This window comes from Synergistaceae bacterium, from assembly GCA_012521675.1.
Lineage (GTDB): Bacteria > Synergistota > Synergistia > Synergistales > Aminobacteriaceae > JAAYLU01.
Genome location: JAAYLU010000040.1, coordinates 1 through 10522 on the forward strand (window position 1 = coordinate 1; position 10522 = coordinate 10522).

At 58.4% G+C, this 10522-nt stretch carries 12 protein-coding genes; 10 read left to right on the forward strand and 2 right to left on the reverse strand.

All coding sequences use genetic code 11. From position 1 onward, the window contains the following. Positions 1–432 precede the first annotated feature (432 nt). The 8 genes from GX181_04310 to nifU all read left to right on the forward strand — a co-directional run bounded on the left by GX181_04310 (position 433) and on the right by nifU (position 7254). Complete coding sequence (locus tag GX181_04310) at positions 433–1638, forward strand: ABC transporter substrate-binding protein (protein NLM71173.1); 1206 nt, start codon at positions 433–435, stop codon at positions 1636–1638. A 119-nt stretch (positions 1639–1757) separates the two neighbouring features. Beyond that, positions 1758–2639, forward strand: a complete 882-nt coding sequence (locus GX181_04315) for a branched-chain amino acid ABC transporter permease (protein NLM71174.1) — start codon at positions 1758–1760, stop codon at positions 2637–2639. A 13-nt stretch (positions 2640–2652) separates the two neighbouring features. Beyond that, positions 2653–3507 (forward strand): branched-chain amino acid ABC transporter permease, encoded by an 855-nt coding sequence (locus GX181_04320; GenBank protein ID NLM71175.1) that lies wholly within the window; start codon positions 2653–2655, stop codon positions 3505–3507. Beyond that, positions 3504–4277, forward strand: a complete 774-nt coding sequence (locus GX181_04325) for an ABC transporter ATP-binding protein (protein ID NLM71176.1) — start codon at positions 3504–3506, stop codon at positions 4275–4277. Before GX181_04320 ends, GX181_04325 begins: the two co-directional genes overlap by 4 nt. Beyond that, positions 4274–5020, forward strand: coding sequence for an ABC transporter ATP-binding protein (locus GX181_04330; protein NLM71177.1), 747 nt, complete (start codon positions 4274–4276; stop codon positions 5018–5020). The genes GX181_04325 and GX181_04330 overlap by 4 nt, the downstream gene beginning before the upstream one ends. Positions 5021–5171: 151 nt before the next feature. After that, positions 5172–5612, forward strand: a complete 441-nt coding sequence (locus tag GX181_04335) for an Rrf2 family transcriptional regulator (GenBank protein NLM71178.1) — start codon at positions 5172–5174, stop codon at positions 5610–5612. A 17-nt stretch (positions 5613–5629) separates the two neighbouring features. After that, positions 5630–6823 carry a cysteine desulfurase NifS gene (gene nifS, locus GX181_04340; GenBank protein ID NLM71179.1) on the forward strand — a complete coding sequence of 398 codons (1194 nt, stop codon included), beginning with the start codon at positions 5630–5632 and terminating at the stop codon, positions 6821–6823. A gap of 2 nt (positions 6824–6825) precedes the next feature. Then, positions 6826–7254 (forward strand): Fe-S cluster assembly scaffold protein NifU, encoded by a 429-nt coding sequence (gene nifU, locus GX181_04345; protein ID NLM71180.1) that lies wholly within the window; start codon positions 6826–6828, stop codon positions 7252–7254. Positions 7255–7362: 108 nt separating this feature from the next. Here nifU and GX181_04350 read toward each other — a convergent pair whose 3' ends face one another. Then, entirely contained in the window at positions 7363–7572 is a 210-nt protein-coding gene (locus tag GX181_04350; GenBank protein NLM71181.1) for a hypothetical protein, read from the reverse strand. Between the two features lie 493 nt (positions 7573–8065). On the opposite strand from GX181_04350, the gene GX181_04355 reads away from it, so the two are divergent. After that, positions 8066–8341, forward strand: a complete 276-nt coding sequence (locus tag GX181_04355; GenBank protein NLM71182.1) for a hypothetical protein — start codon at positions 8066–8068, stop codon at positions 8339–8341. Between the two features lie 73 nt (positions 8342–8414). Here GX181_04355 and larE read toward each other — a convergent pair whose 3' ends face one another. After that, positions 8415–9227: an ATP-dependent sacrificial sulfur transferase LarE gene (gene larE / locus GX181_04360; protein ID NLM71183.1), complete on the reverse strand. Its 813-nt coding sequence runs from the start codon at positions 9225–9227 to the stop codon at positions 8415–8417. A gap of 104 nt (positions 9228–9331) precedes the next feature. On the opposite strand from larE, the gene mnmA reads away from it, so the two are divergent. Next, a complete protein-coding gene (mnmA, locus tag GX181_04365; GenBank protein ID NLM71184.1) occupies positions 9332–10429 on the forward strand; it encodes a tRNA 2-thiouridine(34) synthase MnmA in 1098 nt (365 codons plus the stop codon). Positions 10430–10522: the final 93 nt, after the last annotated feature.

The following is a 10522-nucleotide window of genomic DNA, read 5'->3' on the forward strand; positions in this document are numbered from 1 at the left end:
CTTGATGATGTGCCCTCGTTTAAAGCGAGCTCCTTCGTAGTCCGACTTGGAGTCGATCAAAGTCATATCATGAGGTATAGCCATGCCGATCGCTTCTTCAATTGGAATATGCTCGATTCTGGCCATAGTTTTCTCCTCGAATAGTATTAAGTGCGACATAATTATATCATGTTGTCTACAAGTGCAGACCCGGGAGATGCCCCGCCGATTCATGCGCCGGGCGCATGAAGAGGGAGCTCGGTTATTTCGAAGAATGGCTCGGAAAGAGCGAAAGTGCGATTGTATAAACCGGCGCTAGATAGTAAAATGAACCGTAGCGAGTGACGCAGGATCAGAATCACGGAACATAATTATCTCAGGAGGTGTTTGGGTTTGAAAAGGAACTGGATTATCGCGATAGTTGTGGTTGTGGTGGTCGCGGGCTACTTCTTCATGCAACAGCAGCAGCCGCCGAAGGTCGAGGAAGCCGAGGTGGTGAAGGAAGAGGTCAAGGAAGAGGTCGTGACCGAGGAGGCGAAGCCTGAAGAGGCCAAGCCGGAGGAGTCCAAGGCGGCGAAGGACACTATCAAGATTGGTCACATAGCCGCCCTCACGGGTGACTGGGCGGCTTACGGTCAGACGGAGGAGAAGGCCTCCAAGCTGGCCGCCGACGAGATCAACGAGAAGGGCGGAGTCCTGGGAAGGAACCTCGAGATAGTCGTCTACGACTTCCGAACTCGCCCCGAGGACGCTGTGAACGCCGTCCGCCGCATGATCGAGGAGGATGGAGTGGTCGCACTTATCGGCGCCAACGGCAGCGGAATCAACATCGCCACCGCGCCCATAGTGAACCGCCTGGGCGTCTCCCAGATCGGCACCGTCACGTCCAACCCGCTTGTCACGGTCGACGAGAAGGGCGAGGTCCGTCCCTACTCCTTCCGCATCTGCTTCACCGACCCCTACCAGGGCAGGCTCATTGCCTTCTTCGCGGCCAAGGAGCTCGGCAAGCTTAAGGCGGCCGTCCTCTACGACGTTGGCAGCGACTACTCCCAGGGGCTTCGCGAGTTCTTTATCGAGAGTTACAAGGGCTACGGCGGCGAGATAGTGGCCGACCTCGGATTCCGCGCCGGTACCGATGTCGACTTCCGCGCGCAGCTCACCGAGATCCGCGACTCGGGCGCCGACGTGCTCGTCCTTCCGAACATGGGCAAGGAGATGGCTCTTACCATGAAGCAGGCGCGTGAGCTCGGCATGGAGGACATAGTCTTCGTAGGCGGAGACGGCTACGGCGAATTTATGTGGGAGATCGCGGGAGACGCGATGGAGAACTCCTACTGGATCAACCACGTTGCCCCCGAGGACCCGGCGATGCAGCCCTTCTTCGCCACGTACAAGGAGAAGTACGACGACGAGTGCAAGGAGTTCGTCAACGGAGTGCTCGGCTATGACGCGATTTATTGGATCGCCGACGCGATCGAGCGCGCCGGGGATGCCGATCCCAAGCTTATCCGCGACGCTCTTGCCGCGACGAAGGATCTGAAGCTTCACCACGCGACGATCACGATAGACCCGAAGGACAATAACCCCGCCGACAAGGACGGCATAGTGCTGATAGCCAAGGACGGCAAGGGTCAGTTCTACAAGAAGATCAAGCCGTAGGCGCTGTGCAGTGAGGAGGCACTCTATACCTCGTTTGCGAAATATGATATAGTTACTCGTTGGCGAGGGTGGGCGGCTTCCGCCCGCCCTCGCCGACACATGAAAGGAGTGATCTCTATTTGGCAACGCTGATACAGCAGATAATCAACGGCCTCTCCCTCGGCTCTGTCTACGCCCTAATCGCCGTTGGTTACTCTCTAGTGTACTCCATCCTGTTGTTCTCCAATTTCGCACACGGCGGTTTTCTGGTTATCGGTGGCTATATATGTTACGCTTCCCTCAGGACTTTGGAGATGGGCATATGGACTGCGGGCATCCTCTCCCTTGTCGGAGCGGGCGTGGCCGCGATACTGACCGAACGCCTCGCGTACCGTCCCATCCGCGAGCGCACCAATGTCACACTGTACCTGCTCATCGCCTCCATGGGAATGAGCATCGTAATCGAGAACATCTTCGTGATAGTGGCAGGCGGACGCTTCCGGGCTCTTCCGGCGGTCATACCCACAAGCCCGGTAAGCTTCTTCGGGGTCGCCACAACAAGTGCGTTTGACCTGCTGTCGCTTGCTGCTGCCGTGCTCTTCCTTTGGGGGTTGCAGCTCTTCCTGTCAAAAACAAGATGGGGTCTTGCGATACGAGCGGCGGCGTACGACCTTCGCATAGCGGGGCTCATGGGCGTCAACGTCAACCGGCTGATCTCGATCGTCTTTTTCGTAGCGGGGGCGCTGGCGGCGGTGGGAGGCATCTTCCTTTCGGTCCGATACACCCTCTACCCGCAGCTGGGCGCTATAACTATCAAGGCCTTCGTGGCGGCGGTCATCGGCGGCTTGGGCTCGTTGCCGGGTGCCGTGGTTGGAAGCCTGATCCTCGGACTGGCCGAGATGCTTACCGCGGGCTTCATCTCGAGCCAGATGCGCGACCTGGTGGTCTTCTCCCTGCTTGTAGCCACCCTTCTTGTCAAGCCTGCGGGCCTCTTCGGCAAGAGCGTCAGCGAGAAAGTGTAGGTGAAAGTAGAGAATGTCAGGATATGCTGAAGGAATTCTGGTCCTCCTGTGCATCAACGTGATCGCTGCCATGGGGGTCTCTCTGCTCACCGGCTTCACTGGGATATTCTCGCTGGGTCACGCGGCCTATATGGCCCTCGGGGCCTATACATCCGCAATTCTCACGGTTAAATACGGGTTCCATTATGTCCCGGCCGTCTTCCTGGGCGCGGGAGTTGCCGTCGCCGTCGCCTTCTTCATCGGGGTGCCCACCCTGAAGCTGATGGGAGACTACTACGCCATCGCCTCCATAGGGCTGTGCGAGGCGATAAGGCTGATCCTGGAGAACTGGCAGTCGGTGACGCGGGGCGCTCGCGGATATCCGGGGATCGACGCCTACACCACCCTGCCCGTGGCGCTTGCTTTCGTCGTCGTGATGGCCATATTCATGTTCAATATCATCAACAGTCGTTTCGGAAGGGCCTGCAAGGCGTGCAGGGACGACCACGTGGCGGCGTCTCTGCTGGGCTTCAACACGGCAAGGATAAGAGTCGTCAGCCTGATGATCTCGGCCTTCTACTGCGGCGTGGCGGGTGCCCTGCTGGGCGGCTTCCTCTCCTTCATCCAGCCGGTCATGTTTGACATGATGAAGTCCACCGAGCTGACATCCGTCGTCGTCTTCGGAGGACTCGGCTCCATGAGCGGATGCATCCTCGGCACGGCGGTCATCACGCTTGTGACGGAGCTCTTCCGCCCGATCTCGCAGTACAGAATGCTGATCTACGGCGCTGTGTTGGTCATCATCATGGTCCTTCGTCCGGAGGGAATAATGGGCAACCGTGAATTCACCACCTGGATCAAGGATGCAGTGGGGAGGCGGGCGAAATGAGCGCGTTTTTCCAGCTCTCCGGCGTGACGAAGAACTTCGGAGGAGTCACGGCCGTTGACGACATGACGTTCACCATCGAGAGGGGCGAGCTCGCAGGCCTGATGGGGCCGAACGGTGCCGGGAAGACGACCATCTTCAACCTTGTGACGGGGGTCTATCCCCTTGACTCGGGAACCATCACCTACAAGGGCGAGGACCTGGCCCCCTTCAAGACGTACAGGATAATCCACAAGGGAATATCCAGGACCTTCCAGAACCTTCGCCTCTTCCAGCGCTCCTCGGTGCTCGAGAACGTCATGACCGCCGCGCAGCACGGCATACCCTACTCCTTCTTCGAAGGGGTGACCCACCTAGGGCGTTGGCGCGGCGGGGAGAAAGACATCAAAAAGAAGAGCATGGACCTGCTGGACAGGGTCGGGCTGGCGGACAGGGCTCACCAGGCCGCCGGCACCCTGCCCTATGGCCACCAGAGGCGGCTCGAGATTGCTCGCGCCCTTGCCCTCGACCCGGAATTCCTACTGCTCGACGAGCCCGCGGCTGGGATGAACGCCGAGGAGGTCATCTCCCTCAACGCACTGATACGTGACCTGCACCGGGATTTCGACCTGACCATACTGGTCATCGAGCACCACATGGATCTGATAATGGAGATATGCCCTCACATAGTGTGCATGAACTTCGGCGCCAAGATCGCCGAGGGGACGCCCGACGAGATCCAGAATCACCCGGAGGTGCTGAAGGCGTATCTTGGAGAGGAGGATGACGAATGAGCGAGCCGCGTATAAACGATAAAGAGGTCCTCCTCGAGGTGGACGACTTTTACGTCAACTACGGCGCCATCAAGGCCCTCTCCGGAGTCTCGCTGAAGGTCTTCAAGGGCGAGATCGTCTGCGTCATCGGCTCCAACGGAGCGGGAAAATCGACTCTGATGAACTCCATAATGGGCATGGTCCGCCGGGAGAGCGGCGAAGTTCGCTTGGACGGCGCAGTGCTCGACAGGCGGGCCTACAGGGTCGTACAGCAGGGAATATCTCTCAGCCCGGAGGGACGCAGGGTCTTCGCTCCCCTCACTGTGCTGGAGAATCTGAAGATGGGCGCTTTTCCAAGGGGAAAGACGGTCGATCTGGACAACGACCTTGAATGGGTCTTCAACCTCTTCCCTCGACTTAAGGAGCGCATCGGACAGTACGCGGGCACCCTCTCAGGAGGAGAGCAGCAGATGCTTGCCATAGGCAGGGCCCTTATGTCGCGCCCGAAAGTCCTGCTTCTCGACGAACCCTCCCTTGGGCTGGCGCCGATAGTCATCAAGGACATCTTCAAGGAGCTGCGCCTGATAAACGACGAGGGAGTCACCATCCTACTCGTCGAGCAGAACGCGCGCCAGGCTCTTCTTCTGTCCGACCGAGGCTACGTCATTCAGACGGGAAAGATCGTGATGGAGGGCCCCTCGAAGGAACTGATGGAAAACGCCGACATCAAGGCGGCATATCTTGGAGGCGCCGCCGCCGGCTAGCAGATTCCTCTTTGGAGGAGCATGATCAAACGACAAGGCATAACCGTGGTGCGCCCGGCTTGAAAAAAGTCCGGGCGCACCGTTTTTTATACTTGACAAGTATGGTAGGATTTAGTATCCTCTTGCTCGGAACAGAAGGGATGTGGTCGCCATCAAGCTCTCGACGAAAACCCGATACGGTCTCCGCGCTCTGCTGTACATGGCTCGAGCCTACGACGGAGAGAGTACTATTCCCGTGGGAGAGATCGCAAGAGAGCAGGGGGTTTCCGAAAAATACCTTGAACAGCTCTTCCTGAGGCTAAGGCGCAGCGGGCTGATCAGGAGCGTGCGCGGCGCCCAGGGAGGATACATGCTCTGCAACCCTCCTGAGGATGTGACTGTCGCGGAGGTGGTGGACTCGTTGGAGGGAGACATAACGTTCGCCGACTGCCTCACGTCCGAGGGGTGCGCGAACAGGGACACATGCCCTACACATGAACTATGGAGCCGTCTTAAGGGTAGTATAGACGACATACTGGAGGATACGACCCTGGCGGATCTAATAAGGTCGGAGAGCGACGGTCCCGAAGAGGAGCGCCATCCCGGCGGCTAAAAAAGGGGGAAGCAGCAATGTCAAGACAGGTCTATCTTGATCACGCGGCAACTACGTTCACAGCGCCCGAGGTTGTCGCAGCAATGACTCCGTATTTTACACGATCCTTCGGAAACCCCTCCTCCATCTACTCTTTTTCCGAGGAGAACAAAAGGGCCATAGCGGAGTCGCGGCAAAAGGTAGCGGACCTGATCGGAGCCTCGAGGGACGAGGTATTCTTCACCGGCGGAGGGACAGAGGCCGACAACTGGGCCCTGAAGGGCGTGGCGTGGCGAAACCGCTCCAAGGGCAATCACATCGTCACGACTAAGATCGAGCACCATGCGGTTCTTCACACCGCTCAGTTCCTTCAGAAGAACGGGTACGACGTTACCTTTCTCGATGTCGACCCGGAGGGGCGCGTGAGGCTGGACGATCTTGAAAATACCCTGACCGACCGCACGATCCTGGTCTCGGTCATGTTCGCGAACAACGAGATAGGCACGATACAGCCCATTGCGGAGATAGGTTCTCTGTGCAGGGAGAGAGGAGTCCTTTTCCACACGGATGCGGTCCAGGTCGTAGCACACGTTCCGATCAACGTCGGGGAGATGAACATCGACATGCTGTCCCTGTCGGCTCATAAGTTCTACGGGCCGAAAGGAGTAGGGGCGCTCTACATCCGCAAGGGCGTCAGGATAGAGAACCTCATACACGGAGGGGGGCAGGAGAGGGGAAGACGGGCGACCACTGAAAACGTCGCTGGTATAGTGGGACTGGGCGCCGCGATAGAGCGGACCTCCTCCCGCATGAAGGAGAGCTCCGCCCGCATCGCGGGTCTGAGGGACATGCTGATCGAAGGCGTGATGGAGAGCATCCCGTACGCAAAACTGAACGGCGCCCCTTCGGGGGAACGCCTTCCCAACAACGCGAACTTCAGCTTCATCGGCATAGAGGGCGAGACATTGCTGCTCGACCTGGACCGGGAGGGGATATATGCTTCCACTGGAAGCGCATGCTCGTCCGGCTCTCTCGACCCGTCGCACGTCCTCATGGCGATCGGCCTGTCTCACGAGCAGGCTCATGGTTCTCTTAGGGCTACCTTGGGCGAGGAGACCACCGAGGACGACATACAGTACGTTCTCTCGGTCCTCCCGAAAATCGTCGAAAGGCGCCGCGATATGTCCCCCCTGTGGGAGGACTTCCTTAAGACCGTCGAAGGAGGAAGATAGTCATGTACAGCGAAAAAGTGCTCGACCACTTTCAGAATCCGCGCAACGTGGGCGAGATAGAGAACCCCGACGGAGTAGGTCAGGCCGGCAACCCTAAGTGCGGTGACATCATGAAAATCTACCTTCGGGTCGAGGACGAAGTGATAACCGACATCAAGTTCAAGACCTTCGGTTGCGCCTCCGCCATAGCCTCGTCCAGCATGGCCACGGAGCTAGTCAAGGGGCGCAAGGTAGACGAGGCATGGGACCTGACGAACAAGGCCGTTGCCGAGGCGCTCGACGGTCTGCCCCCGATCAAGATGCACTGCTCCGTGCTGGCCGAGGAGGCCATACACGCGGCAATAAACGACTATCGCAAGAAAAAGGGAACGGAGCCCTGGGAGGACAAGGAGTACAATCACGACCACGACCACCATATCGAGACCGACTGAGGCGACGGCCCAGGTTTGACCTCCGGCCGCATTGGGAACAAGGTCGACAGGAAAAGCTCGAAGCGGGGAGTTTGAACGATCCTGCTCCCCGCTTTGAGTTGTTCACAGCTACCTGACCCCTTCGAAGGGCCCCCTCCAACGCATCTCGGTCTGGGAAAAGGCGGCCGGCTCGGAGACCGTCGTCTTTCTCGAGGCGGAGAACCCCTCGAAAGGCCCCCTCCAGCAGAGCGAGAACATGTCTCCAAGGTGGCGGTCGCCTATTCTGAAGACCTCTCTTTGAAATCCCGTCGGCGTTGTGAACTCATACTTCCTCGTCATAATGACCACTCCTCTCGATAGTTACCCCAGATTGACGCAACACTCAGAAAAAGCACAACAAAAAAACCGGGGGCCCCGTAACAGCGGCCCCCGGTTCCGGTCTAAGGGTGTGCGGCTTCAAGCGCCGACCCCACCGGAAGGGGGACCGCCGATAATGAGGAGTACGAGGACTATGTTCGCCGCGCTCTGATGGTTGAAAACCTCCGTATTCATCAATGGCTCCTCCTTTCCGGTGAAGTGACAATCTGAAATATGAGCGATATTTTACAGGTCCTTTGGAAGAATGTCAAGGTTTCTGTGTTCAGTCTTTTTTATTCAATTTACTCTCCGGGGCGGGGGCACCCGCCTATCCGGCAAAAATCCCTGTGTCGATCCGAACGCTGAAAATCGATCGAGACATCGATTTGGCGCTTGTTTTTCAGCTGCAAACTGATATATTGTTTAAGCGAGAAGGGCCCTTCAGACGACCATCCCATGGAAGGAGGATACGAGAGTGGAACATATTTCTAATATCATCACCAAGTTCATAAAAAAGAATATGGCGGAGAGAGGCCTGACTCTCTACCGGACGGACGAGAAGAAGATAATGGCGCTTAACGACGAGTACGAGACGAAGTTCAAGTTCGATCTCGTATGCACGGACAATGACTTCAGCTGTTCCGTCCTCTCGCTGGGGGAGGACGGACTGGTCATGCGCAAGAGGTTCAACGTCTCATGGTCCGATTCCGAAGGGATCCGCGAGTTTATGGACTTTGTAAAAGGTATGTAGGACCGTGATAATTCGACGTTAACAGCCCGTGACCTCCCGCCTGCGGCTTGCAATGTCGTCGCATGGGAGGCTTCTAGTAATTCAGACTGCCCATCCTGTAACCGGACAGATCCAGCACCACGTGCTTGAAACCCAGGGAGAGGATATGCTCGGATACTGACGCAGACATCTCCCGTGTCGTAATAAGCGCCAGGGTAGAGGGATCGACCTCGATCCTGGCGATATCGTCGTGGTGGCGCACTCTGATCTGAACTTCAGGGGGGAGCAGTGAACGGAGGCGCTCTTCCGCTCTTTCGACCTGTTCAAGCCTTTCGGTCGTGATCTCCAGCCCGTGCTTGATACGGCTGGCCAGGCAGGCGGAGGACGGCTTGTCCGAGGCGGGGAGGATCATCGCCCTCAGGGCTGTACGCACATCCTCCTTCGATAGCCCGGCCTCCAGAAATGGACAGAGCACTCGGTCGAACTCGGCCAGGGCCCTCATCCCGGGACGATAGTCTCCCAAGTCGTCCGTGTTGGACCCGTCGATCACCCATTCCACGCCGGAATCCCCGGCCCACTTCAAAAGGCTCTTCAGTCGGAGCCTCTTGCAGTGGTAGCACCTGTCCCTATCGTTGGCGGCGAACTCAGCCAGCTCTATCTCCGATACAGGAAGGAAGACGTGCCGTATTCCGATCATGCCGGCGAAGCGCTCCGCGTCCTTCCTCTCCCAGGAGGGGAGAGTGGGCGAGTCCAGCGTGACAGCGATCGCACTCTCGCCCAGCGCTTTAAATGCCGTCGCCGCGAGCAGCGTGCTGTCCACCCCGCCGGAGTATGCCACTATCACTCTCCCCAAATCCCGTAACAGGGAGTCGACCAGTCTCAATTTTTCTTCGATGATGCTCCTCATACTCTTACTCCTTGCTAGCCGCCGGTCTCGGGGTTGTGAAGCGCCGCGATCTTCCTTATACTACACTAGTGGAGGAGAGAATCAAATGCCCGGAGGAAAATTGTGTGCTGATAGAGCCTTCGCCGGGGACATCGCGTGGATACTCGCCCGGCCCGGGAACCGTATTTCTGCTGATGAGCGGAGGAGTGGACAGCTCGGTCGCCGCGCTGCTGCTGCGCAGGGCCGAGTTCGATGTCGTCGGAGTTACGATGGACATCCCCGGCCCGAAGGGAAGGGGAGAGGACGTTCGCGCTGCCGCCGAAACGGCGCGAGAAATGGGCATTCCCCACTATGCAGCCGCTGCCGGCGAGGACTTCAGGAGGCTGGTGATGCAGCCCTTCGTCTCATCCTACCTCGATGGGCTGACCCCCAACCCCTGTTCGGACTGCAACGCCCGGTTGAAGTTCGGACTCCTGTGGGACTCTCTGGATGAGGTGTTCGGTCCGATCAGGATAGCGACGGGTCACTATGCGAGGATAGTCCGGGAGGGATCGCACTTCTTCCTGGCGAGGGGGAGGGACGCAAAAAAGGACCAGAGCTACTTTCTGAGCGGACTGGCACGAGAGCGCCTCTCCAAGGCTCTGATGCCCCTCGGGGATCTTACGAAGGACGAGGTGCGCTCACTGGCCAGGGAGGCTGGCCTTCCCGTCGCGGAGAGGCAGGAGAGTATGGAGATATGCTTCACCGGGGAGGGGAATTACAGGCGTCTCCTTGACGGACTATCTACGTCTCCCGGCCTGGTAGTCGACGAGTCAGGCGCGGTTTTGGGGACCCACGACGGCGTCTTTGGCTTCACCGTGGGGCAGAGGAGAGGCCTTGGAATCGCCTCCCGCGACGGGCTGTACGTGCTCAGGATAGACGCCAGGGGCAACCGTGTGGTGGTCGGCCCCAGGGAAAGGGTCTGCCGTCGAAGAGTGAGGGCGCAGGGAACGAACCTCCTGTACCCTGGGCCGCCCTCGACCGGGTATACGATGTTCGGAAAGACGAGATCCCGCTCTGACCCCGCTCCGTGCGACCTGGTCATGCTGAACGGGGAGTGGATGGAGGTCCTGTTCCACGAACCTCAGTTCGCCCCTGCGCCGGGCCAGAGGCTCGTGCTGTACGACGATGCCGGAAGGGTGGTCGCGGGCGGCGAAATAGAATACTGCGAGGAGGTCGGATGATGGACATAGAAATTTCAAGGAAACTGGCGAAACTGTATGACGAAGGAGAGGCCGCTGTCCTCTGCACGGTGGTGGAGGAGACTGGCTCTACAC

Coding starts and splice junctions, on each gene's coding strand:
- GX181_04320 (NLM71175.1), top strand. CDS start 2,653: ATGTCAGGATATGCTGAAGGAATTCTGGTCCTCCTGTGCATCAACGTG.
- GX181_04325 (NLM71176.1), top strand. CDS start 3,504: ATGAGCGCGTTTTTCCAGCTCTCCGGCGTGACGAAGAACTTCGGAGGA.
- GX181_04350 (NLM71181.1), bottom strand. CDS start 7,572: ATGACGAGGAAGTATGAGTTCACAACGCCGACGGGATTTCAAAGAGAG.
- nifU (NLM71180.1), top strand. CDS start 6,826: ATGTACAGCGAAAAAGTGCTCGACCACTTTCAGAATCCGCGCAACGTG.
- GX181_04330 (NLM71177.1), top strand. CDS start 4,274: ATGAGCGAGCCGCGTATAAACGATAAAGAGGTCCTCCTCGAGGTGGAC.
- larE (NLM71183.1), bottom strand. CDS start 9,227: ATGAGGAGCATCATCGAAGAAAAATTGAGACTGGTCGACTCCCTGTTA.
- GX181_04310 (NLM71173.1), top strand. CDS start 433: ATGCAACAGCAGCAGCCGCCGAAGGTCGAGGAAGCCGAGGTGGTGAAG.
- nifS (NLM71179.1), top strand. CDS start 5,630: ATGTCAAGACAGGTCTATCTTGATCACGCGGCAACTACGTTCACAGCG.